The organism is Streptomyces sp. NPDC017225 (assembly GCF_044331465.1).
Lineage (GTDB): Bacteria > Actinomycetota > Actinomycetes > Streptomycetales > Streptomycetaceae > Streptomyces.
Map to the genome: position 1 here is coordinate 331,182 of NZ_JBIRNE010000006.1, position 26,795 is coordinate 357,976.

The window sequence follows — 26,795 nt, forward strand, 5'->3', positions numbered from 1 at the left end:
GTGATCTGCGCGGCATGAACTTGTGACAAGCGATCATCTGCCTATACGTTCACGAATCAGCGTGGCGCCGAGCATCACCGCCGCGCGGTCCCCGTTGTCTCCGAAAGGTCGTCGCATGCTCTCCGGGAACGGTCGTCACCGTCGCCCCCGCCAGGCTCCCGCCCTGGTCGTCGCCGCCGGAGTGACCGGCTCCGCCATCGCGATCCCGCTCCTGGGCGCCACCGGCGCCCACGCGGCCGACGGGGCGAACTGGGACCAGGTCGCGCAGTGCGAGACCGGCGGTGCCTGGAGCCAGAGCAGCGGCAACGGGTACTACGGAGGTCTCCAGCTCTCCCAGGACGCGTGGGAGAGCTACGGCGGCCTGGAGTACGCGCCGAGCGCCGACCAGGCCAGCCGCTCCCAGCAGATTGCCGTCGCCGAGAAGATGCATGCGGACCAGGGCATCGCCGCCTGGCCGACCTGCGGTCTGCTCGCGGGCCTGGGCGACGACTCGGGGTCCGCGGGCGGCGGCGCGGGTTCGACGGGTGACGGCTCGTCGAAGGGCTCGGGCACCTCGGGGACGTCGGACGCCCCCGGCTCGCCCGGCCTGTCCGACTCGTCCGGTTCCTCCGGCTCGACCCGCTCCTCCGGCTCGAACGGGTCGACCGGCTCGACGAAGTCGGCGGAACCCGCGCCCGAGGAGTCCGCTTCGTCCCCTTCGTCGTCCGCCTCGCCCACCCCTGACTCCTCGTCGGGCAGTGAGGACGATTCGACCAAGTCCGACAGATCCACTGAATCCGGCTCCGCGGAGAGTGTCGATCCACAGAGGGCCGACAATTCACCCACAGCCTCTCCGGAGGTCGGTGAACGGGACAAGTCGGGTCGGAGCGGCGGCTCTTCGGCACTCACCGACACCGGTGAGTCCGGTGAGGGCCGGCATCGCGGCGGCAGTGCCGAAGAGGGTGTGGCGAGCGGCCGTACGGCCGAGTCGTCCGGACGGCACGCCTCGCGCGGAGAGGGGCAGGCGCGAGAGGTCGTGGACGGCGCGTACACCGTGCGTTCCGGCGACAGTCTCTGGGGTATCGCCGACTCCCTTGAGCTCGACGGCGGGTGGCGCTCGCTCTACACCGGCAACAAGGAGGTCGTGGGTGCTGACCCGGACCACATCCTGCCCGGTCAGACGCTCACGGTCAGGGGCGAATCGGGCGAAAAGTAGGGCCAGTTCGCGTCATGGTTAGAGACCGTATGTCCGTTTTGGATCACGTGAGAGATAGGTCTCAGAAGCCGTGATCGTCTTTGAAAATCCGCGGCGCGCGTGTCTACGGTCATGACCGCTCGCCATCGCGGGCCCCGGCTGCCGCAACGCCGAATCCTGCCAGCGGCCGTCCGGGAACAGTCGTCGCGCAAGCGCCGAAGGCAGGAGCGGGGGACCCAAGGTAAGTGCCGCACCGGGCAGTTGAGCCGGAGCGGCTAGGGGTGGAGCCGAGTTCCGCGAGGAACCCGGCCGGGCAACTCAACCGGCCCGAACCCGACAGCTCACCTCGCAGGCGTCGGTGAGGGGATCAACCATGCTGTTTTCCGGCAAGGGCAAGCACCGCCGCCCGTCCAAGGCCACCCGTGTCATCGCCGTCGCCGGCGTCACCGGTGCCGCCGTCGCCGCCCCGCTGATGGCGGCCGGCAACGCCTCCGCCGCCACCGCCTCCGAGTGGGACGCCGTCGCCCAGTGCGAGTCCGGCGGCAACTGGTCCATCAACACCGGCAACGGTTACTACGGCGGTCTGCAGTTCTCCGCCTCCACCTGGGCCGGCTACGGCGGTACGCAGTACGCCTCCACCGCCGACCAGGCCAGCAAGGCGCAGCAGATCGAGATCGCCGAGAAGGTGCTCGCGGGCCAGGGCAAGGGTGCCTGGCCGGTCTGCGGCACCGGCCTGTCGGGCGCCGCGTACACCGGCGGCGGCTCCGGCGAGAGCCAGGACAGCGGCTCCTCCGAGAGCTCCGGCAGCTCCGAGGGTTCCGGCAGCTCCGAGAGCTCGCAGAGCCAGGGCGGCGGCTCCACGGCCGACCGTTCCACCGAGCAGAAGGCCTCCCGCTCCGACGAGCGCCCGGCCCCCGAGAAGAAGACCGTCACCACCCCGACCGGCAAGAAGGTCGAGAAGGGTGACGGCGAGTACAAGGTCGTCGAGGGCGACACCCTCAGCTCGATCGCCGAGGAGCACGACGTCAAGGGCGGCTGGGCGAAGGTGTTCGAGCTGAACGACGACATCGTCGACGACGCCGACCTCATCTACCCGGGCCAGCAGCTGCACCTCAAGTAGGCAGCGGCCCCCAGCTCCCGTCCCGGTGCGTGTTCCCCCGTACGCACCGGGACGGGTTTTTCACGCCCGGGCCCGGACGGGTTTCTGACGCCCCGGCCCGGACGGGCTTCACGCCCCGGCCCGCCCCGGTTTCCGGAAACGTCTTTGTTCCGTTCGGAAACAATTTACTCTCGGTTCTGTCCAGCGGGTGGGCGATCGGCTGGCCGATCGCCCGGAGCCGGTTAGGCTCGGTCCCGCAGAGCCGCTGCGGTCCTGTGGGCCCGCGCGTCACACCTAAGCGTCACATTGAAGAAGGAGATGCTCGTGCCGTCCATCGACGTCGTCGTAGCCCGGGAAATCCTGGACTCCCGAGGCAACCCCACGGTCGAGGTCGAGGTCGGCCTCGACGACGGCAGCACGGGTCGTGCCGCCGTTCCGTCCGGCGCCTCCACCGGCGCCTTCGAGGCCGTCGAACTCCGTGACGGCGATGCGGGCCGTTACCTGGGCAAGGGCGTGGAGAAGGCCGTCCTCGCCGTCATCGAGCAGATCGGCCCGGAGCTCGTCGGCTACGACGCCACCGAGCAGCGCCTGATCGACCAGGCCATGTCCGACCTGGACGCCACCGACAACAAGGGCTCGCTGGGCGCCAACGCCATCCTCGGCGTCTCGCTCGCCGTCGCCCACGCCGCCTCCGAGGCCAGCGACCTGCCGCTCTTCCGCTACCTGGGCGGCCCCAACGCGCACCTGCTGCCGGTGCCGATGATGAACATCCTGAACGGCGGGTCGCACGCCGACTCGAACGTGGACATCCAGGAGTTCATGATCGCCCCGATCGGCGCGGAGTCCTTCTCCGAGGCCCTGCGCTGGGGCGCCGAGGTCTACCACACCCTGAAGAAGGTCCTGAAGAGCAAGGGCCTGGCCACCGGCCTCGGAGACGAGGGCGGCTTCGCCCCGAACCTCGGCTCGAACCGCGAGGCCCTCGACCTCATCCTCGAGGCGATCAAGGAGGCCGGCTACACCCCCGGCGAGCAGATCGCCCTCGCGCTCGACGTCGCCGCGTCCGAGTTCTACAAGGACGGCGTCTACACCTTCGAGGGCAAGGACCGCTCGGCCGCCGAGATGACCGAGTACTACGCCGAGCTGGTCGAGGCGTACCCGCTGGTCTCCATCGAGGACCCGCTGTTCGAGGACGACTGGGCCGGCTGGAAGGTGCTCACCGGCAAGCTCGGCGACAAGGTCCAGATCGTCGGCGACGACCTGTTCGTCACCAACCCGGAGCGCCTGGCCCGCGGCATCGAGGAGGACGCCGCCAACGCCCTGCTCGTCAAGGTCAACCAGATCGGTTCGCTGACCGAGACCCTGGACGCCGTGGAGCTGGCCCAGCGCAACGGCTTCAAGTGCATGATGTCCCACCGCTCCGGCGAGACCGAGGACGTCACCATCGCCGACCTGGCCGTCGCCACCAACTGCGGCCAGATCAAGACCGGCGCCCCGGCCCGCTCCGAGCGCGTCGCCAAGTACAACCAGCTGCTGCGCATCGAGGAGATCCTCGACGACGCCGCGGTGTACGCCGGCCGCAGCGCGTTCCCGCGGTTTCGCTCTGCGAACCAGTAGGCACGGCAAGGGCTGAGCACCGCCCCTGTAGGGCAGCGTCGTACGTACGTCCCCGTACTCGGTCCCGTACCGTGTGCGGGGACGTACGCACGTGTGGACTTAAGGCGGGGACAGACATGGCGGTGAAGGACCGGGACCGTTTCTCCACCGCGACCAGGATCCGGATCATCGGGGAACAGACCGCGGCCCGGGTCTACCGCTCGCAGACCAAGCGCCAGGCCCGTCGTTCCCGGCTGACCGGCCGGGCCGCGCTGCTCGCGATGGTGCTCTGCTCGCTCGTCGTGGCACTCGCCTACCCGATACGGCAGTACGTCGCCCAGCGCGCCGAGATCGCCGACCTCCAGCGGGAGCGGCAGGAGACCCGGGACCGGGTCGAGGACCTGCGCGACCTCAAGGCGCGCTGGCAGGACGACGCCTACGCCGAGCAGCAGATCCGGCTGCGGCTGCACTATGTGATGCCGGGGGAGACGGGGTTCGTCGTCGTCGACCCGGACGCGGCCGAGCAGGCCCGCGCCGAGGCCGGCGCCGCCGACCGGCCCTGGTACCGGAACGTCTGGGACGGGGTCGACAAGGCCGACGCCGCCGCCCACCGGCAGTGACCGACCATGCCGGCAGTGACCGATCACGGCAGTGAACCGGCCCGGCCGGCGGTGAGCCGACCGTGCAGGCAGTGACTCAACAGGAAGACCAGCAGAAGACAGTCATGCAGACTCCCCCGCCGACCACCCCGCGTACCGAGCCCACCGACGCGGACGTCGAGGCCTTCAAGCAGCAGCTCGGACGACCCCCGCGCGGCCTGCGCGCCATCGCGCACCGCTGCCCGTGCGGGCAGCCGGACGTCGTGGAGACGGCCCCACGGCTGCCCGACGGCACTCCGTTCCCCACGCTGTACTACCTGACGTGCCCGAGGGCGGCCTCCGCGATCGGCACGCTGGAGGCGAACGGCGTGATGAAGGAGATGACCGAGCGGCTGGCCACCGACCCGGAACTGGCCGCCGCCTACCGCGCGGCGCACGAGGACTACATCCGGCGCCGCGACGAGATCGAGGAGCTGACCGGCTTCCCGAGCGCGGGCGGCATGCCGGACCGGGTGAAGTGCCTGCACGTGCTGGTCGGCCACTCGCTGGCGGCCGGACCCGGCGTCAACCCGCTGGGCGACGAGGCGATCGCGATGCTGCCCGAGTGGTGGCGCAAGGGGCCGTGCGTGACGGTCTCCGAGACCTGTGGGGAGGACGGCAAGTGACCCGTGTCGCCGCCATCGACTGCGGTACGAACTCCATCCGGCTCCTGGTCGCCGACGTGGACCCGGAGACGGGCGAGCTGACGGACCTGGACCGCCGCATGACCATCGTGCGGCTCGGCCAGGGCGTCGACCGCACCGGGCGACTGGCGCCCGAGGCGCTGGAGCGGACCTTCGCCGCCTGCCGGGAGTACGCCGGGGTGATCAAGGAGCACGGCGCCGAGCGGCTGCGCTTCGTGGCGACCTCCGCCTCCCGGGACGCGGAGAACCGGGACGTGTTCGTGCGCGGGGTGCTGGACATCCTCGGCGTCGAGCCGGAGGTCATCACCGGCGACCAGGAGGCCGAGTTCTCCTTCACCGGCGCCACGCGGGAACTGAGCGGGCGGGACCACCTCGACAAGCCCTACCTGGTCGTCGACATCGGCGGCGGCTCGACGGAGTTCGTCGTCGGCGAGGACCACGTGCGCGCCGCCCGCTCCGTGGACGTCGGCTGCGTCCGGATGACCGAGCGGCACCTGGTGCGCGACGGCGCCGTGACCGACCCGCCCACCGCCGGGCAGGTCGCGGCGATGCGGGCCGACATCGAGGCCGCCCTGGACCTGGCCGAGCGGACGGTGCCCCTGCGCGAGGCCCGCACGCTGGTGGGGCTGGCCGGCTCGGTCACGACCGTCTCCGCGATCGCCCAGGAGCTGCCGGAGTACGACTCGGCCGCCATCCACCACTCCCGCGTCTCCCGCGACCGGGTCCGTGAGATCACCGACTGGCTGCTGCGCTCCACCCACGCCGAGCGCGCGGCGGTTCCCTCCATGCACCCGGGCCGCGTCGACGTGATCGGAGCGGGAGCGCTCGTCCTGCTCTCGATCATGGAGCGGACGGGCGCGGAGGAGGTCGTGGTGAGCGAGCACGACATCCTCGACGGCATCGCGTGGTCGTTGGCGTAGGGGTCCTCGCGGTCGTGGTCTGAGCAGGACGGACGAGCGGGACGGACGACGATTGAGCGGGTGCCGGGGGCCCTTCGGGGCCCCTCGGTGACATCCTGTCGGGAAACTTCGTGAAGTTCTTCACAAGGAATTGGGCCCAGTCGGACGACGAAAGCGCGTCGGTTGACCCTTTTGGGGGTTCAACTGCCCTTTGAACGTGTTCAGGACGGTGTCCGGAGAGTCTCCTGGGCAGACGCTCCAGGAGGGTGGCCCAACGCCCGTAAAGGTGCGGAGGGGCAGCTCACGCGGCATTGACAACGGGGTGCGCCACGCACCGGTTCCTTGCTCCATCATGATCTCCGTCACGTGGGCGGCGGATGGTAGCACAGCCACCGCCGAAGCTTGTGAAGGGGCGCACGAACCACCCCCCTCAACCGGGTGGATACTCGATGGCATGAGCACCACGGAGCGTCCCAGGATCCTCGTAGTAGGCGGTGGGTACGTAGGCCTGTACGCAGCTCGACGCATCCAGAAGAAGATGCGTTACGGCGAGGCGACCGTCACCGTCGTCGACCCGCGGTCGTACATGACCTACCAGCCCTTCCTCCCCGAAGCCGCCGCCGGCAGCATCTCCCCGCGGCACGTCGTCGTCCCCCTGCGGCGCGTGCTTCCGAAGGCGGAGGTCCTCACCGGCCGGGTCAGCACCATCGACCAGGACCGCAAGGTCGCCACGATCGCCCCCCTCGTGGGCGAGGCGTACGAGCTGCCGTTCGACTACCTGGTCATCGCCATGGGCGCGGTCTCCCGCACCTTCCCGATCCCCGGCCTCGCCGAGCAGGGCATCGGCATGAAGGGCATCGAGGAGTCCATCGGCCTGCGCAACCACGTCCTGGAGCAGCTGGACAAGGCCGACTCCACCACCGACGAGGAGATCCGCCGCAAGGCGCTCACCTTCGTTTTCATCGGCGGCGGTTTCGCCGGCGCGGAGACCATCGGTGAGGTCGAGGACATGGCCCGGGACGCGGCCAAGTACTACAACAACGTCTCCCGCGAGGACATGCGCTTCGTCCTCGTGGACGCCGCCGACAAGATCCTCCCCGAGGTCGGTCCCAAGCTCGGCCAGTACGGCAAGGAGCACCTCGAGGGCCGCGGCGTCGAGGTCTACCTGTCCACCTCCATGGACTCCTGCGTCGACGGCCACGTGGTGCTGAAGAACGGCCTGGAGGTCGACTCCAACACCATCGTGTGGACGGCCGGCGTCAAGCCCAACCCGGCGCTGGCCCGCTTCGGCCTGCCGCTGGGCCCCCGCGGTCACGTCGACTGCGCGCCGACCCTCCAGGTCCAGGGAACCGACTACATCTGGGCCGCGGGCGACAACGCCCAGGTGCCGGACCTGGTCGGCCGCAAGGCCGGCAACGAGAACGCCTGGTGCCCGCCGAACGCCCAGCACGCGCTGCGTCAGGCCAAGGTCCTCGGCGACAACGTGATCTCCGGTATGCGGGGCTTCCCGCAGAAGGAGTACAGCCACGCCAACAAGGGCGCGGTGGCGGGCCTCGGCCTGCACAAGGGCGTCGCGATGATCGTCATGGGCAAGATGAAGATCAAGCTCAAGGGGCGTCTCGCCTGGTACATGCACCGCGGATACCACGGTCTCGCGATGCCGACCTGGAACCGGAAGATCCGCGTCTTCGCGGACTGGACGCTCGGCATGTTCCTCAAGCGCGAGGTCGTCTCCCTCGGCGCGATGGAGACCCCGCGCGAGGAGTTCTACGAGGCCGCCAAGCCGGCGCCGGCCGCGCCGAAGGCCGCCGACAAGAGCGAGAAGGCCGCGAGGTCGGAGAAGACCGAGGAGAAGGCCAAGGCCTCCTGACCTCCGGTCATCTCCCGCAGTAGTTCCCCGAAGGGGCCGTCCGCCATCCGTGGTGCGGACGGCCCCTTCGCGTTGCGCCGACGGGGCGAAAAACCTCGTGGCGTGTACAGGTATTTTGCTCAGTCGTCACGCGCGCCGGGGACTGTGCGGCGGGCTCCCAGGTGTTTACGTGGTGTCGGACATTCCTGTCGGACATTCATGTGGGACATCCGGGCTCGCTCGTCACGGAGGTACGCCATGGCTGACGCCGCGCTGCGGCTGCAGAACCTCTTCGAACAGTTGCTGGGAACACCACTCCCGGTGCGCATCCGCGCCTGGGACGGTTCACAGGCGGGCCCGCCGGGCGCGCCGACACTCGTCGTCCGCAACCGCAGGGCCCTGCGGCGCCTGCTGTTCAAGCCGGGCGAACTCGGTCTGGCCCGTGCCTGGGTGGCCGGGGACCTCGACGTGGACGGCGACCTCTACACCGCCCTCGGTCTGCTCGCCGGTCTCCTCTGGGAGCGCGGCGAGGACGCCCGCGGCCTCGCCGAGGCGCTCCGCGACCCCGAGGTCCGGTCCGCCGTGCGCGGTCTGGTCCGGCTGGCCGGGCCGCCGCTGCCGCCCGCCCCGCCGCCGGAGGAGGTCCGCCGGGCCCGCCGCCACCTGCACACCAAGCGCAGCGACCGACGGGCCATCAGCCACCACTACGACGTCGGCAACGACTTCTACGAGCTCGTCCTCGGCCCGTCCATGGTGTACTCCTGCGCCTACTGGCCGGTCCCGCCGTCCGAGGGCGGCACCCTGGAGGACGCCCAGCGCGACAAGCTCGAACTGGTCAGCCGCAAGCTGGGACTGAGCCCCGGTCAGCGCCTCCTCGACGTCGGCTGCGGCTGGGGCTCCCTGGCGATCCACGCGGCCCGTGAGCACGGGGTGAGCGTCGTCGGCGTCACGCTGTCCCAGGAGCAGGCCGCGTTCGCCCGCAAGCGCGTCGCCGACGAGGGACTCACCGACCGGGTGGAGATCCGCGTCCAGGACTACCGGGACGTCGCCGACGGACCGTACGACGCCGTCTCGTCCATCGGTATGGCCGAGCACGTCGGCGCCGAGCGGTACCTGGAGTACGCCGTCGACCTGTTCAGGCTCCTCAAGCCCGGCGGACGGCTGCTGAACCACCAGATCGCCCGCCGCCCCCGACGGGACGAGTCCGCCTACAGCGTGGACGAGTTCATCGACGCCTACGTCTTCCCCGACGGCGAACTCGCCCCGGTCGGCAGTACCGTCACCCAGCTGGAGCGCGCCGGGTTCGAGGTGCGCGACGTCGAGTCGATCCGCGAGCACTACGCGCTCACCCTGCGCCGCTGGGTCGCCAACCTGGAGTCCGGCTGGGCGGCGGCCACCCGCCTCGTCAGCCCCGGCCGGGCCCGCGTCTGGCAGCTGTACATGGCCGCCTCCGCACTCGCCTTCGAGCGCAACCGCATCGGCGTCAACCAGGTCCTCGCCGTGCGGACCCCCGAGCCGGGCGGCTCCGGGATGCCGCTGCGCGCCCGCACCTGGAACTGACCCCCGCGCGCACCGCGAAGGGCCCCGCTCCTGACGGAACGGGGCCCTGTCCACACGTACCGCCTACTCGGCCTTGATGGCGTCGAGCATGTTCAGACGCGCCGCCCGGCGGGCCGGCCACAGCGCCGCCAGGACGCCCACGACGGCGGCCAGCAGGAGGAAGACCCCCATCCGGGCCCAGGGCAGGACCAGCTCGTACGTCGGCATCGTCGAGCCCATCAGCTGTCCGGCGGCCCAGCCGAAGAACACGCCGAGGCCGATGCCGAGCACACCGCCGAAGAGGGAGATCACCAGGGACTCCAGGCGGACCATCCGCTTGATGCCCTTGCGGTCCAGGCCGATCGCCCGCAGCATCCCGATCTCCTGCGAGCGCTCGAAGACCGACATGGCCAGGGTGTTGATGACGCCGAGGACGGCCACGATCACCGCCATGGCCAGCAGACCGTAGAGCATGTTCAGCATCAGCGTGAACATCTTCGCGATCTCGTTGGAGATGTCCTGCTTGTCCTGGATCTTGATCGCCGGGTTGGTATCCAGCGCCTTCACCAGGCTGTCCTTGGAGGCGGAGGAGGCCCCGTCGGACATCTTCACCATGACCTGCATGTCGACCGGGTCCGACTGGTGCGGGGTGACGCCCGCGAGGTCGACCATGATGCCGCGGATCATGTCGTTGCCCTCGTAGACACCGGCGACCTCCAGCCGCTGCTTCTCGCCGTCCTCGTAGGCGACGGTGAAGGCGGAGCCGGCCTTCCAGCCGTGGTCCTTCGCGGTGTCGGCGTCCACGACGACGTTCGTGCCGCCGATCTCGAAGGCGCCCTGCTCGACCTCCAGGTCGGTCAGCTCGCCGATCGTGGAGCCGTTGACGCCGGTGAGGTACTCGGTCTCCCCGTCGATACGGGACTCCGCGTTGCGCAGCGGGCTGATGGCGGTGATGCCGTCGGCCCCGCCGAGCTTCTCTGCGACGTCCGGGCTGAGGGGGCTGCCGTTGGCCATGGAGACCACGTAGTCGGCCTCGATCGACGCCGACGCCATCTTGTCGATCGACTTCTGCAGGCTGCCGGCCATCACCGTCATGCCGGTGATCAGGGTGAGGCCGATCATCAGCGCGGAGGCGGTGGCGGCGGTGCGGCGCGGGTTGCGCACCGAGTTCTGCCGGGCGAGCTTGCCCGCGACGCCGAAGACGCGCAGCACCGGTGCCGCGGCGGCGATCAGCGGGCGGGAGAGCAGCGGCGTCAGGATGAACACGCCGATGATCAGCAGCACCGCGCCCATGCCCATCGGGGCCTGCCCGTCCGAGCCCTCCATCGTCGTCGCCGCGAGGACGACCGCGACGCCGGCGGCCGAGACCAGCGCGCCCAGCGTGTTGCGCAGCACCAGCGACTTCGTCGTGGCCGTGGCGTGCACGCTGCTCATCGCCGCGACCGGCGGGATCTTCGCGGCCCGGCGGCCGGGCAGCCACGCCGCCAGCATGGTGACCAGCACGCCGACCGCGAGGGCCGCGACGATCGTGCCCGGGGAGACCACCAGCGGCCCGTCGGGCACGACCTCGCCCAGCGAGCCCATCAGGGAGCGCATCCCGGCACCGATGCCGACGCCCGCGAGCAGGCCGGTCACGGCGGCGACGACACCGACGACGAACGCCTCGATCAGCACCGACCGCGTCACCTGCCGGCGGGAGGCGCCGACCGCACGCATCAGGGCGAGTTCCTTGGTGCGCTGGGCGACCAGCATCGTGAAGGTGTTGGCGATGATGAACGTGCCGACGAACAGCGCGATGCCGGCGAAGACCAGCAGACCCTGCTTCATGCCGCTCATCGACGAGGCGATCATCTCCGCCTGGTCGTCGGCCAGCTCCTCGGCGGTGGTGGTCTCGACGAGGTCCTTCGGCAGCGCCTTGTCCAGTTCCGCCTTCAGCGCGGCCTGGGTGACACCGGCCTTCGCCTTGACGTCGATCTCGTAGTACGTGCCCGCCTTGCCGAACAGCTTCTGCGCGGTCGCCGTGTCGAACAGGGTGAGGCTGCCGCCGGCCGCGACGCCGCCGTCGTCGGTGGTGAAGACGCCGACGACCTTGGGGGTGAGGACCGGGCCGTCGACGGACATCCGCACGGTGTCGCCGACGCCGTAACCGGACCGCTCGGCGGTCTTGGAGTCGATGAGGATCTCGCCCTCACCCTTCGGGGCGCGCCCGTCGGTCAGCGGGTACCGGGGGTCCTTCGCGCCCCAGTAGTTGCCGCCCCGCGTGCTCCAGCCGTCGCCTATCAGGTCGCCGTCCTTGTCGGCGACGGCGGTGAAGCCGGAGACCACACCGATGGCGGAGGCCGCGCCGGGAACCTTCGCGCTGTCGTCGAGGAGCGCCTCGGTCAGCTCGGGGACCTCGCCGACCTTGTCGCCCTCGGCCTCCTGGTACTCGGTCGTGACGGCGACGTCGACGTGGTCGAAGCCCTTGGCGGAGCTGTTCTGCAGGGCGTCGGAGATGGTGTTGGTGAAGACCAGGGTGCCCGACACGAACGCCACGCCGAGCATCACGGCGAGCACGGTCATCAACAACCTGGCCTTGTGCGCGAACACGTTGCGCAAGGCGGTACGGAACATGGGTCTTCTCTGTCCAGACGTACGGGGGAGAGGCGGGCGGGACGTCAGCTGGTGCGGCCCTTGGCGTCGAACTGCTTCATGCGGTCCAGCACCGAGTCGGCCGTCGGCCCGTACACCTCGTCGACGATGCGTCCGTCCGCGAGGAAGACCACCCGGTCCGCGTAGGCGGCGGCCACCGGGTCGTGGGTCACCATCACCACGGTCTGCCCCAGCTCCCGCACCGAGTTGCGCAGGAAGCCCAGCACCTCGGCACCCGAGCGGGAGTCGAGGTTTCCGGTCGGCTCGTCACCGAAGATGATCTCCGGCCGGGAGGCCAGCGCCCGGGCCACGGCCACGCGCTGCTGCTGGCCGCCGGAGAGCTGGGAGGGACGGTGGCCCAGCCGGTCGGACAGACCGATCATCCGGATCACGGAGTCCAGCCACTGCTTGTCCGGCTTGCGCCCCGCGATGTCCATCGGGAGGGTGATGTTCTCCAGCGCGGTCAGCGTCGGCAGCAGGTTGAACGCCTGGAAGATGAACCCGATCTTGTCCCGGCGCAGCTTGGTCAGCTGCTTGTCCTTCAGGGAGCCCAGTTCCGTCTCGCCGATGCGCACCGAGCCGGAGGAGAAGCTGTCCAGCCCGGCGACGCAGTGCATCAGCGTGGACTTGCCGGAGCCGGAGGGGCCCATGATCGCGGTGAACTCGGCCTGCCGGAAGTCGACGGAGACCCGGTCCAGCGCGACCACCTGGGTCTCGCCCTGGCCGTAGATCTTGGAAAGCTCCGTGGCGCGTGCGGCCACGGTGGTGGACCGGTCGGCGATGGGTGCGGTGGTCACGGGAAGGGCGCTCCTGTCGGTACGGCGTGTGCTCGGGGACGTTCTCCATCCTTCCGGCCGCGGAGCGCCGTGTAGTCAGCCGCTGTTCCGGTTCTGGGGGGCGACTTCGGTCGGACCACGCGGGCCGGCGTCATACCTGGGGATGACAGGCGCCCCTGACAGGCTCCACCGCGGCGCCCCCGGGCGATAACAGGGCGGGCGCCCTTGTAGAGACGGTGAAATTCCGTCATTCCGCATACAAGGCCGGCCACCGCGCGCAAGGGTGTTGGCAAGTGCGGATGACCCGCCCCCCGAGCTGATGCTCCCTCAGGCGCCAATAAAATAAGACAACATCGCTCCGCCCGCCCGCTGTTCGAGGGACCCGTCCCGATAGGCTCGGGGCGCTCAACGCGGAGCCCATGGCCTGCCCGGATGGTGGAATGCAGACACGGCGAGCTTAAACCTCGCTGCCCCTTCGCGGGCGTGCCGGTTCAAGTCCGGCTCCGGGCACCACCGCTGTCACCCTGCGTGACCAGTGACAACGGTCCTGCGGGGCCGTCTCTCTCTTTCCGTGTGGTGCACCGTGAGTGCACGGGCGGCTACTTCGTCGGCAAGAGCTCAGAGTTCGCCGTCAAGGGACAGCGCGCTGATCATGACCGTCTGCTGTACGACTACTGCGACACCGAGGCGCGGTCGGCTCGTGTGCGGCGCCCGGCCGTCCTCCACTGCCTAGGACGACCGGGCAGCTCGGTCAGCGCTTCGTTTCACCGAGGGCGGCGCGGAGCCAGTCGAGCGAACCGGTCTCCAGGACAGCGTCCGCGAGGGCCTGGCCGCTCCTGGTGACGATCCGGCCGCGACTGTTGTCGATCCACCGCTGAGCGTTCTCGTATCCCTGGGCTCGGTATTCGATGCCCTGGATCATGCACTCCAGCTTGTCGGCGTCCCGCGCGCACACCGCCTCGGGGGACTCCCGTGCCTCGTACTCGCCGATCAGGTCGGTCACGGCCTGCGCCAAGGCCTCGGGCATGCCGGTGACCTGATCGGCGGCGATCGCGCGCGCGTCGGCTTCACCGTCGGTGTACTTCTTGCCGAGGTGGTTGACGTCCCCGGTCCGGGTCTCACCGGTGTCGTGCCAGACGGCGAGGAACGCGGCCCGCGCCGGGTCGGCGCCCTCCAGCTTCGCGATGATCGACGCGATCAGACTGGTGCGCCACGAGTGCTCGGCCACCGACTCAGGGTCCCGGACGCCCGCCATCCACCATCCGGTGCGCTTGGTCTGCTTGAGCGTCCCCGCCTCGTACAGGAAGTTCGCCACCGCGGAAAGGTCGTCTGACACTTCGGGCTCCTCTCACGCCTCGGCGAGGCGGATTGCATAGTGGATGCTCTCCAGCTCCCGTCTGCCACGTGGCGAGAGCTCCCGGCTATCCAACATGATCGGTAGCCGGTCGCGCAGGGCGCGGGAGGCAGCTCCTGAGCGCAGGAGGTTGGGCCGGAGCTGGAGCAGGGACCACACGGTGTGGATGTTGAGGTCCACGTATCCGTGCTCGGGGGCCACGCCCTGGACGAGATGGTCGAGGAGCCGGTCTCCGGGCCAGGGCCGTGGCGTGCGGTCGGCGATGAAATCGTCGGACAGTTCTACGTGCTGCATCTCGCCGACCCAGTACGCCCAGTAGTTGAGGTTGGCGGTCTCGCCTGCGTCGTTGTCACGGAGGGCCGTGTCGATCCAGTGGTCCATGCGGTCGCGGTCGCCCTGGCGGGCGGCGACGGCCGCCACCGAACGACCGTTGAGCCAGCCCGTCAGCCAGTCGTCGGGGCGCTCGGTCCTCTGCTGGTGGGCAAGCCAGTCGGCGGTGTCCGTGGCGGTGTCGTACCCCGACAGGTAGAGGGCCTGACGGCGCAGCAGGAACCGGCCGGGGCCGCGGGCCTGCTCGGCGGTGGTCCGCATATGCGTGAAGAAGCGCCGGCGCTCCTCCAGGGAGAGCTGCGGCCCGGGCGGCGCCGGTCCGCGCCGGGGCCGGGCAGGGGCGGGCAGGGTCCGCACCGGCTCCGGGGGTACACCGTTGAGGGGCCACGCCAGCACGGCGCCCAGCTCGCGCTGCATCACCATCACCGCGAGAGGGCTCTCCTCGACGGGGACCTCCTCGTCGAGGACGGTTGTGAGGAGCACGTCTGCCTCGAGGGCCCTCCCCCACGCCTGGAGCAGCGCGGCCGAGACGCCCATCAACATCAGTTTGTGCCGGTACGTGAGCATCTGCCCGTACGGTACGGCGGTCAGCGGTCGGCGAGCTGTCTCCCACCCCGCGACGGTGTCCAGGCTCACGCCCAGGTGCTCGGCCGCCTCCTCCTGCGTGTAACCCTGCTGCTCCCTTATGACGCGCAGGACGTAACCGGAGATGAGGCCGGCGCGGGGACGCGGAGGCGTACCCGTACTGGCGGTCAGGGTTCGGTCCGGGCGAGGCCGCATGGGGTGTCCATCCTGACGGCTAGAGCTCAAGCCACCTGTACTCGCAGTCAGTTCCAGCCCCCACCTGCGGTTTCTAGTGTCGAGGCCATCACGGAATCGAGCGTAGAGGGGGGCAGCCAGACATGGGACCCGTTCGGCAAGTCGACGGATCGAAGGTCGCAGTCGTGACCACCGCGGGTGCGCTGGTGCAGGCCCGGGACAGGGCCGTCTCGAACTGGCTGCTCGCCGCTGCGGACAACCGCGACCGGGCCCAGAGGGAATGGAACGACCGAGGAGTGGCGCTGCTGCGCTGCGGCGGAGCGTTCACCGCCATCCGCGTCCCCGCCTCCCTGATCACCGCCGCTGCCGGCAGCGAGGAGCGTGTCAGGGTGAGTGCCTACCTGAGCGCGGCGCTCCACCGAGGGCCGGTCTTCGTCGACCAGACCGCAGGTTGGTACTACTGCCTCGTCCCCTCGAAAGCCTGCGACTCCTGGCGAGAGCCCGAGACCGAGTGCTTCGGCGATGACCACTACCTCGGCGTGCCCTGCCCTGGAATCGACTTCCGGCACCCCCGGGCGCGCTCCTGCTGGGTGGTCCCGATGGACGGACCCGCCGATCTGTGCAACCCCGACGCAATCAGCCAACTCGTGCACGTGACGAGGAAGAAGACGGCCGAAGCAGGTGCGCGGTGAGGCCCGCGGAGCCGACGGCGGACCCTCGGCAGGACTGGACTGAGGCGCTGAGCATCACTTCCTGCCTGCCGTTGCGCGTACCGGGCCGCGAGCAGGTCGACCAGCTGACCGCCCGCCTGCGCCAGCATGTCGGGCACCTGGCGCCGAAGGTGGACGAGGCGATCAACGACGAGTGCCACGATACTGCCGACCGAGAGACGGCCCGCTGGCTCCTCGGCCGCGTCGACCACACCCTGCGCCAAGGGCCCGGCCCGGACAACCGCACGGCCGCTGTCCACCTCGAAGACCTCGCCCTGAACTGCCGTGCCCTGGCCGCGATCTGCTCACACGAGGAAGAGACCGGGCAGCTCGTTGCCATCGGTCTCCCGTCCACACCGTCCTGACAGTCGGCTTTCCGCTCCTGGCCGTGCTGCCCGGTGCGTACGGCAGGGAGCGGCACCAACCCATCCGAGGAGTCTTCGTGCACTCTTTGATCGCCAGCCCGTTCCTGGAACAGCACACGCTCGTGCGGCCAGGCAGCCGTGGCGGGGCCCTCTTGCCAGAGGCCCGGTACGAGGAATTGCGCGCCCATGACCCCGCCAAACCTGCCCCGGCCTGGCTCGTCGACGCGGTCCGTGGACAGTGGCCCGACCTCGACGTGACCGGCCGGCCGACCGGGGAGTACCTCCTCGTCCGTCAGCCGTCCTCCTGGGGCTATGGCAAGGCGTCCTGGGAGGTCAACCTCGGCTGCAACTACGACTGCAAGCACTGCTACCTGGGGCTGAAAACGCAGTCCGGGATGCCGTGGGAGGACAAGCGGCGCTGCCTGGACGTCATGGCCGAGGCCGGCGTGCTCTTTCTCCAGGTCACCGGTGGCGAGCCCACCATCGACAAGGACTTCATGCGGTCCTACCGGCACGCGTTCGAGCTGGGCATGATGGTCACGGTTTCGACCAATGGGTCGCTGCTGTGGCGGGAGAACCTGCTGCGCCTCTTCCGGGAGTGCCCGCCCTACCGCGTCACCGTCTCCATGTACGGAGCGGCCAAGGCCAGTTACGACGCGCTGACGCAGCGCCCGGGTGCCTGGGACCAGTTCGTGCAGGGCATGAACGCCGCCCGCCACGCCCGGCTGCCGCTGCGCATGAGCATCGTCGTCACCGAGGACAACGGCCACGAGGAACAGAACATGGTCGACCTGTGTCAGCGGTGGGGCGTCGAGTACGAGGTCTTCACCAACATGACGCCCACCATTTACGGCGGGGGCGAGGTGCTGACCGCGCAGTCCAAGGAGCACCTGCGCGTCCGTAAGCAGTTCACCGGCTGCAACGCCGGCCACACCTTCTTTCACATGGACCCCCACGGCCTGGTGTCCATCTGCAAGATCGGCCGCGACGACCAGATCAGCCTGCCCCACGAGGGGATCGAGGGCCTGGCCCGCCTGGGCGCGATCGCGGACCGCCTGATGCTTCGCACTGGAGGCTGCTCGGGATGCAGCCTGGCCGGCTCCTGCCGGGTGTGCAGGCCCCTGGCCAAGCACTACCAGGAGGCGAAGGCCCCGCTGGCGGCGTACTGCCAGCACGGAGATAAGAAAGCAGGGTGAACAGATGACCGCTGTAACCGTCGAAATCTCACCGCGGCGTCCGCTGCCGGACGAAGGACCGACCCAGACCGGCCAGCCGTACCTGACGCGTCCCGTCCTGGTGCCGGTGGAGCCCGTGACCCGGATCACCGCCGTGAGCGACATGGACACCGTCATGGACAGCGCCAAGTGCTCGTGCGCCGCCGGTGACGACAACCCGCACTAGCCGTCCCCTGACCGGCGGGTGACGCCGCAGGCTCCGGGCCAGTTCGCGCCGGGGCCTGCGGCGTGTGCGCGGCGTGGGTAGCGTGCGGTCATGCGCTTTCACTGGGGCTGGATCGAGCCCGTGATGCCCGTGCCGTATGTGCCCACCCTCGGGCCCGCGCGCTGGGGAGACCCGCTCCACGAACTCCTGGAGGCTGTGGTGGACAGCGCCGGTACCGGCCGCTTCCTCCCGCACGACAAAGACCGCCGCTGGGCCGAGACCAAGACCGAACGGGTCTTGGTCGACGCGATCGAGCACGACCAGGCGCAGACCTTCGTCCCGACCCTCGCCGAGCGCGGCCGGGGCGTCGTCAAGGTCCACGTCTACGGGGCAGCGCCGGACAGCCTGTCGGCCGGCGCCGACCTGGCCCGGAAACTGGCCCCCGCCCACGGCGCGGCCAAGGCCCGGATCGTGTGGTTCCTGGGCGCCGACCAGCCCGACGCGTCCGCCCAGGGGACGCGCGTCCAGCTCAAGGACCTCACCGCCGGGCCCGGGGATGCGCCAGGTGTGCCGATCCAGGAGTACAAGGAGCTGCCCGAGGACGCCGGGTTCCAGGCGTTCGCCACGGCGATGGCCGAGGACGGGTTCGCGTTCCTGTACGGACAGATGCAGGCCGGGACGGTCGGCCCCGTCCTGACTGTGCTCCACGACGGGCTGGTCGCCGGCGCCATCGGTCCGATGGAGACCATGAACGACGCCCGGGGGTACGTGCGACTACTGCCTCAGTACTTTGGCGTCCTGCCCCAGCACCGCGGCCGCGGCTACGGGCGGGCCCTGTGGCGCGCAGCAATGCATTGGGGGCACCAGCACGGGGCTGCCTACCAGCTCCTGCAGACCGAGGTCGGGGGCACCTCGGACCGGCTCTGCCGGGCCGAGGGCCTGGCATCGCTGGGGTTCGTCAACCAGGCCGACGTGTGAGCCGGCGCGGCGCCTTTCAGGCCGTGCCCGGTACTCCGTAGCTACTGACTCCGTCCAGGAGGAACTGACCATGACCAACCACGCCGTACGTCTGGAGAGCGCCGGCGCGGCCGTGACCGTCGTCTCCGCCGAGCAGGCCGTCACCGACTGGTCCGCCCGCTACTTCGGAACCTGGTGGAAGGCCGCCGAGGCCGACCCCGCGAGCGTCAGCGCCGGGGCCCTGGTCACCGCCCGCGTGGACACCCGCGAGTACGACGACATCGCCTCGGCCGTGACGTAGTCCCCGCACACGAGCACCACCTACGCGCGGGCCCAACTGCTCCTTGCGGCGGACGCGTCCGGGGGAGTGATCCGGGCCGTGTCGCCGGAGGGCGCGCTCGCCTACCGGTCGGAGCCGGGGGTGCCGCGGCTGGACGTCGTCGGCTGCCGCACCGAGGACGTCGCCACGGCGACCGCCCGCCTGGCACGGGAGGTGGTGCGGGGCGCTGCTGCGGGACGGCTGGGCCGTGCTGCACGCCTCGGCCGTCGTCCAGGACGGGCGCACGGTCCTGACCTTCGGCGGCAAGGGCGCGGGCAAGACGACGACCGCTCTCGCCCTGGCCTCCCGTCACGGCTACGGCCTGCTCGCCAACGACCGCGTCTTCGTCCGGCCGGGCGAGCGGGGCGGCGTGGACGTCCTGCCCTGGCCCTCGGCGGCGGCCGTCGGCCTCGGCCTGCTGGAGGCGCTGGGCTGGTTCGAGACCGCCCGGGAGCGTCTGGAGGCAGGCGAGGCGCTGCACCCGACACAGGACAAGCGGGTCACGGAGGCTCTGCTGGCCGGGGACCGCACGCCGTTGTGGGAGCGCGGCAAGGAATTGAAGACGCAGGTGTTCCCGGACCAGTTCACCGGTTGGTTCGGCGTCCCCCTGGCGACCGAGGGCGAGGCAGCGGCGCTGGTGTTCCCCAGGATCGAGGCCGGGGCGGCCCCGGCCGTCGAGGAGACCGGTCGCGTGCTGGGCGGGGCGGACTTCATGAGCGGCGCGACGGAGGACCGCTACCCGGACGTGTTCGCGCTCCTCGGGGTCGACGACGGCGGCCCCGCGGCCGCCCGCGAGAACGTCGCCCAGCGCGTGGTGGAGCTGCCACACCACTCGGTCGTCCTCGGGCACGACGTGGCCGCGAACGCCGACTTCCTGGCCAAGGTCACCGGGCTCACGACGTAGCCGGCTCCCGCCTCGTCAGGCTCTGGCGCGGTGGCGGCGGGGCCTGACGCGTGGGCAGGCCGGACAGCCAGCATGGTGGCCATCACCGTTCCTATTCAGTGTGCAGGAGTGAGTGCTGGACCCATTCCTGCCTACTGCGGACATCCCGAACGGTTTTGGGTGTCCTGGTCGCCCGCTTTCTCGCTGCGTCCGGTGGCACGGATCGTGTCCGTGGTCCGGGGATACGGGGGCGGGGTCCCTCACGCCCAGAGGCCTCCGGTGGGGCCTGGACGGTCCGATGCCCGCATCCATCACTCTGGTGGGTGCGGGGCGGTGCCGTCCGACGCCGGACCGGATAGCCCTGGGCGCGTCGCCCGATCGCGATGCTCGCGGCATCGTGACGGGTTGTCCTGCGGGTGGTGCTGGTGAGGGGTTTCTGCCAGTGCTGGGCGCCCCATCGGGAGGTGTAGGCGGGATCGACGGCGATGACCGTGATCCCGGTCTGGTCGGCCATGGAGGTCAGGCGGGCGCGGAGCCGGCCGGTGGGCATGCCGGAGATCAGCTGTCTGAACCGTTTCCTGCCGCCGTGTTTCTCGCGGGTTGTCTCGGCGGTGAAGTCGAGGTCTTCGACGGCGATGGCCTTGACCCCGCAGGTCCGGGCCCAGTGCAGGAGCCGGGTCAGGGCGTGGCGGACCTGTGCGTCCCGGTGCTGTGCGGTGCCGGTGAGGTCGTAGGTGAAGCGGCGGGGGTTGCCTACCGGGTTGCCGTGGGTGTCCAGGCGCCAGGCGGCGAGGTGGCCGGCGTTCATGTCGACCCCGATCACCCCGTCGGCCAGTGCCGTGGCCAGGGGTGTGCGGGTGACGGGTTTCTGCCAGGACGCCGTCACATACCAGCGGTCGCGGACCGCGTCGTGGTGGATGCGGTAGGCGACGGCCCTGTTCGCCGAGACCCGGTCGGCCCATTCCTGCCCTCGGTGCGCGAACCGGATGCGGCCGGTGAGGACGTACCGGCCGTGCGGGGCGTTGGCCCACTCCTTGAGCGGGGCGGGCAGCTTGACACTGACCTCACCATCCGGGCTGATGCGCAGGGTCTCGTTCCCGAACCGTTTCCCGCTCTCCCCGTCCGCCTGTAGGAACCACCGCGCCACTTCCCAGCGTGCACGCCACTGGGAGGCGGACAGTTGCGCGGCGGGCAGATGATGCCGGGTGCGGGCCAGGCTCTTGCCGCCCCGGACGACGTGTACGGTCCCGGCCGCCCAGTCGGCGCGTGCCCGCTCCAGCCGGTCCTCCAGAACGCGCAGGCGGCGGGCCTTGGCATGCCACTCCCGCCGACTGCGGTAACCACCCGGAGCCTTCTTCGAACCCTTCTGCCCGACCGGCAGCGACAACCGGCCCCGAAGCGTCCGTACCCCCGCCTCAAGGGACTGGATGTGGGTGCGGGCGCAGCGGCGGGCCAAGGCCCACTGATCGTGTGTGGCCTTCGTGATCGCACCCGCCCATCGAGCCGACGACTGCGGTGTCAGTTCCCGCTTGCGCACTGCCCAGGCCCCGGCATTGTGGTCCAGGCCATCCCGGCAGCGTGCCTTCAGATCACGGGAGGCCAGGGTGCCCAGATGCGCGCCCACCCGCCGCAGCACCTCCAGGTCCACCGCGGTGAGCTGCTTGAGCCGGGTGCAGACCGCCACACCCGACGGGCCTAGCGTGACGAACGGCGCCGCAAGCTTCCGTAGACCACCCACCATGCACCCCCCGCCAAGCTCTGAAAACCCGCTCACCACACCAAACGAGTAGACCCGTCAAAGGTCACGCATTCGACAGGCGGACTCCCGTTCCCTCCCTCGGTGCGGTGCCACAGGGCAACATCCCGCCTCCGAACCACGCTTCCACACTCACTCACACACGCCAGAACACACTCACGCGCCCTCAACGGCCAGCAGTTCCAACCCCACCGGCGCGCTGGTGACCGGACTCGTCGCCGGCGCCGTCTGCGCGTACGCCATCACCCTGAAGTACCGCCTGAACGTCGACGACACCCTCGACGTCGTCGGTGTGCACGGCGCGGGCGGTCTCGTCGGCCTGATCATGGTCGGCCTGTTCGCCACGGCCGAGGTCAGCGGCAAGAAGGGCCTCTTCTACGGGGGCGGCGGCTCCCTGCTCTGGAAGCAGATCGTCGCCATCCTCGCCGTGGCCGCGTTCTCCTTCGTCCTGACCTGGATCCTCGCCAAGGTCGTGGACGTCGTCGTCGGCTTCGCCGCCGAGGAGACGTACGACGCCGTACCGGGCGAGGGCGAGGAACGCGCCTACGACTTCCGCACCGCCGAGCGCCTGGACGCCCTCGCGGGCGGCGGCCGGGGCACCGACCGGGAGACGCTGGCCGAGATCCAGCGGCTGCTGCGGGACCACCGGGAGGGATGAGGGGACCGGCGGCGGCGGCGTGCCCCGGACACCGCCGCCGGCCCGTCCCCGGCCTGTCCCTCGACCGTCGGGCCGTCGCACGATCCTCGGGAGCGCGTCACACACCCGTTGACAGCCGCGCGCGGGAGACCGAAACTCTGCGCAGCGGAGGTGAAAGAAATTTCACCACGCGAACAGTAGAGGTGTGGTGAGCGGACTCATCGCCCACCGTGACGGCAACGACGCCAATCGAAGGGAACGACCGATGCGCACCACCGTCGGCATCATCGGGGCCGGCCCCGCCGGACTCCTCCTCGCCCGGCTGCTCCACAACGCCGGGATCGACTCGGTCGTCCTGGAGAGCCGCGACCGCGCCTACGTCGAGCGGCGGCAGCGCGCCGGAATCCTGGAGCAGGGCACCGTGGACGTCCTGCGCGCGGCCGGGGCCGGGGAGCGGATGGACCGCGAGGGCCTGCCCCACGACGGCATCGAGCTGAGGTTCGCCAAGCGGCGCCACCGCGTCGACTTCCCCGCGCTCACCGGCGGCAGGTCCGTCATGGTCTACGCCCAGACCGAGGTCTGCAAGGACCTCATCGCCCTCCAGCTGAAGGACGGCGGCCCGCTGCTGTTCGAGGCCGAGGCGCTGGCCGTGGAGGGCGCGGAGACCGACCACCCGCGCGTCCGTTTCCGGCGCGGCGGCACCGAGGGCGCAGAGGGCGCGGAGGAGGTCCTGGAGTGCGACTACGTCGTCGGCTGCGACGGCTTCTGGGGCGTGGCCCGGGCGGCGGTCCCGGCCGGACCGGTCCGCACCTTCGAACGGACGTACCCCTTCGGCTGGCTCGGCATCCTCGCCGACGTCGCCCCCTCGCACGACGAGCTGGTCTACGCCCGCCACGACCGCGGCTTCGCCCTGCTCTCCATGCGCTCCCCGTCCGTCTCCCGCCTCTACCTCCAGGTACCCGCCGGCACGGACGCCGAGAGCTGGAGCGACGAGGAGATCTGGACCGAGCTGGAACGCCGTTTCGAGACCGACGACGACTGGGTCCTGAACCGGGGCCCGATCACCCAGAAGTCGGTCACCCCCATGCGCTCCTACGTCCACGAGCCCATGCGGCACGGCCGCCTCTTCCTGGCCGGTGACGCCGCGCACATCGTGCCGCCCACCGGCGCCAAGGGCCTCAACCTCGCCGTCGGGGACGTCGTCACCCTCGCCCGCGCGCTGGCCCATCGCACGAGGACCGGCTCCGAGGACCTCCTCGACGCCTACTCCGAGACCTGCCTGCGCCGCGTCTGGCAGGCCGAGCGCTTCTCGTACGACATGACGACCCTCCTGCACCGCGCCCCCGACGCCACCCCCTTCGAGGAGCGGCTCCAACTCGCCCGCCTCGACCGGATCGCCTCCTCCCGCGCCGCCGAGACCGACCTCGCCGAGGCCTACACCGGGTTCCCGATCGGGTGAACCGATCCGGTGGTCCGAACCGGTGATCCGATGGGGTGACCGACCGGGCAAGGGGTACCCGGACCCGCGCACAACCCCGCCCGTGGGGGGAATCACTGATCCGCGTAGCGTGTTGTGCGGCAAGGCGAGGGAAAGATCCTCCCCAAGCAGTAGGGTCATTCCTTTGCCGTTCTATTACTCTTGAGCCAAGGCTGCGTCGTGTGGCCATGGAGGAGTGAAATGAGGAGCAGAAACCCGGTCTTCTCGCGACGGGGGTTCAGCCGCGACAACGGCTACGCGGGCTTCAACGCCGCGCCGCAGGCCGGGGGCCCCGCCGTCGCCACGCAGGGCAACCCGTACGCGCAGGGCGCTCCGTACGCCCAGCCCGCCGGCAACCCCTACGCGCAGAACCCGTACGCACAGCAGGACCAGCAGTACGGCGCGCCGCCGCAGGCGCCGGCCACCACCGGCCGCATGACGATGGACGACGTCGTCATCCGGACGGCGAGCACGCTCGGCGTGCTCGTGGTGACGGCCGCGCTCGCCTGGGCGCTGCTGCCCGTGGACGACGCCAACCTCGGCCGCTCCATCGGTATCGGTGTCGGTGCCGCGCTGGTCGGCATGGTCCTGGCGCTCGTCCAGTCGTTCAAGCGCAAGGCCTCGCCGGCGCTGATCCTGACGTACGCGGCGTTCGAGGGTGTCTTCCTCGGCGTCATCTCCAGCGTCGTCGACAACCGCATCGCCGACGGCGCGGCCATGCAGGCCGTGATCGGCACGATGGCGGTCTTCGCCGGTGTGCTGATCGCGTACAAGGCCGGCTGGATCCGCGTCAACCGCCGCTTCTACGGCTTCGTGATGGCGGCCGCGCTCGGCTTCGTCTTCCTGATGATGGTGAACCTGCTGTTCGCCGTCTTCGGCGGCGGTGACGGCCTCGGCTTCCGCAGCGGCACCCTCGGTGTCGTCTTCGGCATCGTCGGCGTCATCCTCGGTGCCTGCTTCCTGGCCATGGACTTCAAGCAGGTCGAGGACGGTCTGGCCTACGGCGCCCCGCGCGAGGAGGCCTGGCTCGCCGCCTTCGGTCTCACGCTGACGCTGGTGTGGCTGTACCTGGAGTTCCTGCGGCTGATCGCGATCCTGAACAGCAACGATTAGCGACGACTGGCAGCACCTGCACCAGTGGCGAGCCAGTAGCGAACCAGTAGTGACGAGTACGCGAAGGGTCCCGGGCTTCGAGCCCGGGGCCCTTCGTCGTCGTGGGGACGGCGCGCCTAGAGCAGCTTGCGCGCGGCCCTTCTCAGGTCGTACTCGTGGATGATCGCCTTCGCGTGGCCGTACGCGAGGTCGTGTTCGTGACGGAGCCAGCTGACCTTCTCCTCGAAGCGGAAGAGGGAGGGGCCGTCCTCGACGGCGCGCAGCCAGTCGGAGATCTCACGACCGGTGCAGTGGGGGATGCGGGCGAGCATGTTGCGATGGGTCTCCTCGGAGAAGACGTGGGACATCGGCGCCTCCGGGCGAAAGGGGATGTAAGCCGGTCCTTCAGGTCACCGTGCCTGAGCGTTTGCCCGTTGGCAACAGTCCCGGAGGGGCGCGTACGCTCGCGCCGTGGTTGATACGACGCCTTTGACCCGTGCCGTGGACGACTTCGCCGACCGGTTGCGGGCCGCCCCGCAGAGCAGGCTGCAACGCGGAGCCGCCGCCGAGGCGCTGGAGCTGGCCAGGGAGCTGGCCCGGCGCGCCCAGCTCGTGGAGGAACCGGGGACGGAACCGCGCGAGATGCCGGACGCGGGGATGTTCGCCGCCGCCGACCAGATCGCCGTCGCCGCACACGACCTTGCCCTCGTACTGGCGGACGAGGACCAGGTGGAGGAAGCGGTGGGGCTGGTGGAGGAGGCCCGCAAGCGGGCCGGGGTCTGACGGCCGCGGACCGACGCACCGGCAGCGGCCCTCAGGCCGCCGCCGCGCGGCCGCGGAAGCGGCTAGAGGGACGCGATGACGCGGTCCGCCAGGATGTACACGTTCTCCTCGCCGCAGGCGAAGGTCAGCGTGTAGGCGCCGGAGATCCCCGAACCGCCGAGCAGGTACGGCGTCCTGCCCGCGCCCAGCGCGGCGGCCAGGCGCTCCGCGGTCTCGCGGTGCCCCGGGGTCATGCACAGGGTGGTGCCGTCGGCGAAGACGTACACGTCGAGCGTGCCCAGCGGGCCCGGACGGACGTCCGCCAGCGCGATGCTCGACTCGGCCAGCTCCTCGAGGGTGGCGACGGTGCGCTCGTGGTCGCCCACGGCCGGTGCCGGGTTCGGTACGAAGTCCGGGTGCGAGGGGTGCCGGCGGCGGGCGGCGGCCAGCTCGGCGGACTCCCTGGGACCCGCGTCCACCGCGTCCACCGAGGACGGTTCGTCGGTGTCCGTGCCCGGTTCCGCCACCGGTTCCAGGCCCACGAGGTCGGCCTGGCGGGGCATGAAAAGCTCGCTGTCGGACAGGCCGAGCAGCAGGGGCGCGTCCGAGACGTCCCTGGAGTCCTGGGCCGCCCAGAAGGCCCGCGCCTCGGCGAGCTCCCGCTCGCGCTCCTCGGCGAGCGCCTCCGCGACGGCGGCGCGTATCTCCTCGGCGTCGGCGCTGCCGCGGGCGGCGGGTACACGGCCCCGCGTGGCGGCGGCGCGGCTCTCGGCCAGCTCGGTGCGCAGGGCCGCCACCTGGCGGCGCAGCACCAGGATGCTGCGCAGGACGGCGACGCCCACGGCGCCGGTGGCGGCCGTGGTGAGCAGCAGGGCGATCGGCATGGCGCTCACTGACGTACTCCCGGTTCAAAGTCGACCCCCGACTTCCTACATCAGCTTGAAGGGCGGACTAACCGTCTGTCAGTGCGTAACGTCACGAAGCGGACAGGACTTTGGGCCTGGGCGGTGGGGGTGTGGCTGGTCTGACCTGCGTAAATCAAGGGTGCTGGAGAGGTAGGTCACATCCTGGGGGAGATTGGGTCACAAAACGACCCAGAACCCTGGGGTGAGCGGGGTTCCGGGCCGTGGTGTCACGTTGGGTCCGCGAGGGGCTACCGACGGTCCCTCGGC

25 protein-coding genes, 1 tRNA gene, 1 pseudogene and 1 riboswitch are annotated in these 26,795 nt (G+C 70.5%); of the genes and pseudogenes, 20 read left to right on the forward strand and 7 right to left on the reverse strand.

From position 1 onward, the window contains the following. Positions 1 to 115 precede the first annotated feature (115 nt). From ACH4NX_RS17060 to ACH4NX_RS17095, 8 genes are all read left to right on the forward strand, one after another. A complete protein-coding gene (locus ACH4NX_RS17060; protein WP_398127645.1) occupies positions 116 to 1,195 on the forward strand; it encodes a transglycosylase family protein in 1,080 nt (359 codons plus the stop codon). 182 nt (positions 1,196 to 1,377) lie between these two features. After that, positions 1,378 to 1,544, forward strand: a riboswitch (cyclic di-AMP (ydaO/yuaA leader). 3 nt (positions 1,545 to 1,547) lie between these two features. Then, positions 1,548 to 2,294, forward strand: a complete 747-nt coding sequence (locus ACH4NX_RS17065) for a transglycosylase family protein (RefSeq protein WP_351388863.1) — start codon at positions 1,548 to 1,550, stop codon at positions 2,292 to 2,294. Between the two features lie 303 nt (positions 2,295 to 2,597). After that, complete coding sequence (eno, locus tag ACH4NX_RS17070; RefSeq protein ID WP_351388861.1) at positions 2,598 to 3,887, forward strand: phosphopyruvate hydratase; 1,290 nt, start codon at positions 2,598 to 2,600, stop codon at positions 3,885 to 3,887. Between the two features lie 116 nt (positions 3,888 to 4,003). After that, positions 4,004 to 4,486, forward strand: coding sequence for a septum formation initiator family protein (locus ACH4NX_RS17075; RefSeq protein ID WP_279562689.1), 483 nt, complete (start codon positions 4,004 to 4,006; stop codon positions 4,484 to 4,486). 104 nt (positions 4,487 to 4,590) lie between these two features. Then, positions 4,591 to 5,130 (forward strand): DUF501 domain-containing protein, encoded by a 540-nt coding sequence (locus tag ACH4NX_RS17080; RefSeq protein WP_398127646.1) that lies wholly within the window; start codon positions 4,591 to 4,593, stop codon positions 5,128 to 5,130. Then, the gene (locus ACH4NX_RS17085; protein ID WP_351388857.1) at positions 5,127 to 6,068 is read left to right on the forward strand and encodes a Ppx/GppA phosphatase family protein; all 942 of its coding nucleotides are present in this window, start codon (positions 5,127 to 5,129) and stop codon (positions 6,066 to 6,068) included. The genes ACH4NX_RS17080 and ACH4NX_RS17085 overlap by 4 nt, the downstream gene beginning before the upstream one ends. A 433-nt stretch (positions 6,069 to 6,501) precedes the next feature. Continuing rightward, a complete protein-coding gene (locus ACH4NX_RS17090) occupies positions 6,502 to 7,917 on the forward strand; it encodes an NAD(P)/FAD-dependent oxidoreductase (RefSeq protein WP_351388855.1) in 1,416 nt (471 codons plus the stop codon). Positions 7,918 to 8,154: 237 nt separating this feature from the next. Beyond that, the gene (locus ACH4NX_RS17095) at positions 8,155 to 9,456 is read left to right on the forward strand and encodes a class I SAM-dependent methyltransferase (protein WP_351388854.1); all 1,302 of its coding nucleotides are present in this window, start codon (positions 8,155 to 8,157) and stop codon (positions 9,454 to 9,456) included. A 63-nt stretch (positions 9,457 to 9,519) separates the two neighbouring features. Here ACH4NX_RS17095 and ACH4NX_RS17100 read toward each other — a convergent pair whose 3' ends face one another. Together ACH4NX_RS17100 and ACH4NX_RS17105 are read right to left on the reverse strand one after the other, a co-directional pair. Beyond that, positions 9,520 to 12,048, reverse strand: a complete 2,529-nt coding sequence (locus ACH4NX_RS17100) for an ABC transporter permease (RefSeq protein ID WP_398127647.1) — start codon at positions 12,046 to 12,048, stop codon at positions 9,520 to 9,522. A gap of 44 nt (positions 12,049 to 12,092) precedes the next feature. Then, positions 12,093 to 12,863, reverse strand: a complete 771-nt coding sequence (locus ACH4NX_RS17105; protein WP_351388850.1) for an ABC transporter ATP-binding protein — start codon at positions 12,861 to 12,863, stop codon at positions 12,093 to 12,095. Positions 12,864 to 13,268: 405 nt separating this feature from the next. Between ACH4NX_RS17105 and ACH4NX_RS17110 the strand changes: the two genes are divergently transcribed. Further along, a tRNA-Leu gene (locus ACH4NX_RS17110) sits at positions 13,269 to 13,355 on the forward strand. 238 nt (positions 13,356 to 13,593) lie between these two features. Here ACH4NX_RS17110 and ACH4NX_RS17115 read toward each other — a convergent pair. Both ACH4NX_RS17115 and ACH4NX_RS17120 read right to left on the reverse strand, forming a co-directional pair. Next, the gene (locus ACH4NX_RS17115) at positions 13,594 to 14,178 is read right to left on the reverse strand and encodes an HD domain-containing protein (protein WP_351388849.1); all 585 of its coding nucleotides are present in this window, start codon (positions 14,176 to 14,178) and stop codon (positions 13,594 to 13,596) included. Positions 14,179 to 14,190: 12 nt separating this feature from the next. Next, a complete protein-coding gene (locus ACH4NX_RS17120; protein ID WP_398127648.1) occupies positions 14,191 to 15,306 on the reverse strand; it encodes a helix-turn-helix domain-containing protein in 1,116 nt (371 codons plus the stop codon). Between the two features lie 164 nt (positions 15,307 to 15,470). Here ACH4NX_RS17120 and ACH4NX_RS17125 point away from each other — a divergent pair, with 164 nt between their 5' ends. The 7 genes from ACH4NX_RS17125 to ACH4NX_RS17155 all read left to right on the forward strand — a co-directional run bounded on the left by ACH4NX_RS17125 (position 15,471) and on the right by ACH4NX_RS17155 (position 19,920). After that, positions 15,471 to 15,977, forward strand: a complete 507-nt coding sequence (locus ACH4NX_RS17125; RefSeq protein ID WP_279562699.1) for a hypothetical protein — start codon at positions 15,471 to 15,473, stop codon at positions 15,975 to 15,977. Then, the gene (locus ACH4NX_RS17130) at positions 15,974 to 16,360 is read left to right on the forward strand and encodes a DUF6415 family natural product biosynthesis protein (protein WP_351388844.1); all 387 of its coding nucleotides are present in this window, start codon (positions 15,974 to 15,976) and stop codon (positions 16,358 to 16,360) included. The genes ACH4NX_RS17125 and ACH4NX_RS17130 overlap by 4 nt, the downstream gene beginning before the upstream one ends. 77 nt (positions 16,361 to 16,437) lie before the next feature. Beyond that, the gene (locus ACH4NX_RS17135; protein ID WP_398127649.1) at positions 16,438 to 17,556 is read left to right on the forward strand and encodes a radical SAM protein; all 1,119 of its coding nucleotides are present in this window, start codon (positions 16,438 to 16,440) and stop codon (positions 17,554 to 17,556) included. Positions 17,557 to 17,560: 4 nt separating this feature from the next. Further along, positions 17,561 to 17,761: a hypothetical protein gene (locus ACH4NX_RS17140; RefSeq protein ID WP_279562702.1), complete on the forward strand. Its 201-nt coding sequence runs from the start codon at positions 17,561 to 17,563 to the stop codon at positions 17,759 to 17,761. Positions 17,762 to 17,851: 90 nt separating this feature from the next. Then, positions 17,852 to 18,718 carry a GNAT family N-acetyltransferase gene (locus tag ACH4NX_RS17145; protein ID WP_383523088.1) on the forward strand — a complete coding sequence of 289 codons (867 nt, stop codon included), beginning with the start codon at positions 17,852 to 17,854 and terminating at the stop codon, positions 18,716 to 18,718. Between the two features lie 70 nt (positions 18,719 to 18,788). Continuing rightward, on the forward strand, positions 18,789 to 18,998 hold the full coding sequence (locus ACH4NX_RS17150; protein ID WP_351388837.1) for a hypothetical protein: 210 nt from the start codon (positions 18,789 to 18,791) through the stop codon (positions 18,996 to 18,998). A 226-nt stretch (positions 18,999 to 19,224) separates the two neighbouring features. Then, on the forward strand, positions 19,225 to 19,920 hold the full coding sequence (locus ACH4NX_RS17155) for a hypothetical protein (RefSeq protein WP_351388835.1): 696 nt from the start codon (positions 19,225 to 19,227) through the stop codon (positions 19,918 to 19,920). Positions 19,921 to 20,011: 91 nt separating this feature from the next. Here ACH4NX_RS17155 and ACH4NX_RS17160 read toward each other — a convergent pair whose 3' ends face one another. Beyond that, the gene (locus tag ACH4NX_RS17160; RefSeq protein ID WP_351389370.1) at positions 20,012 to 21,637 is read right to left on the reverse strand and encodes an IS200/IS605 family accessory protein TnpB-related protein; all 1,626 of its coding nucleotides are present in this window, start codon (positions 21,635 to 21,637) and stop codon (positions 20,012 to 20,014) included. Between the two features lie 202 nt (positions 21,638 to 21,839). Here ACH4NX_RS17160 and ACH4NX_RS17165 point away from each other — a divergent pair. The 3 genes and pseudogenes from ACH4NX_RS17165 to ACH4NX_RS17175 all read left to right on the forward strand — a co-directional run. Further along, a pseudogene (locus ACH4NX_RS17165) lies at positions 21,840 to 22,313 on the forward strand (ammonia channel protein); the annotation flags it as partial. A 244-nt stretch (positions 22,314 to 22,557) separates the two neighbouring features. Continuing rightward, a complete protein-coding gene (locus ACH4NX_RS17170; protein WP_351388833.1) occupies positions 22,558 to 23,751 on the forward strand; it encodes a 4-hydroxybenzoate 3-monooxygenase in 1,194 nt (397 codons plus the stop codon). Between the two features lie 219 nt (positions 23,752 to 23,970). Beyond that, positions 23,971 to 24,882, forward strand: coding sequence for a Bax inhibitor-1/YccA family protein (locus tag ACH4NX_RS17175; RefSeq protein WP_351388832.1), 912 nt, complete (start codon positions 23,971 to 23,973; stop codon positions 24,880 to 24,882). 116 nt (positions 24,883 to 24,998) lie between these two features. Here ACH4NX_RS17175 and ACH4NX_RS17180 read toward each other — a convergent pair whose 3' ends face one another. After that, entirely contained in the window at positions 24,999 to 25,229 is a 231-nt protein-coding gene (locus ACH4NX_RS17180; RefSeq protein ID WP_351388831.1) for a DUF4287 domain-containing protein, read from the reverse strand. A gap of 103 nt (positions 25,230 to 25,332) precedes the next feature. Here ACH4NX_RS17180 and ACH4NX_RS17185 point away from each other — a divergent pair, with 103 nt between their 5' ends. Beyond that, positions 25,333 to 25,644: a hypothetical protein gene (locus ACH4NX_RS17185; RefSeq protein WP_351388829.1), complete on the forward strand. Its 312-nt coding sequence runs from the start codon at positions 25,333 to 25,335 to the stop codon at positions 25,642 to 25,644. Positions 25,645 to 25,706: 62 nt separating this feature from the next. Here the strand turns inward: ACH4NX_RS17185 and ACH4NX_RS17190 are convergent, their stop codons facing one another. After that, positions 25,707 to 26,516, reverse strand: a complete 810-nt coding sequence (locus tag ACH4NX_RS17190) for a hypothetical protein (RefSeq protein ID WP_351388827.1) — start codon at positions 26,514 to 26,516, stop codon at positions 25,707 to 25,709. Between the last annotated feature and the right edge of the window lie 279 nt (positions 26,517 to 26,795).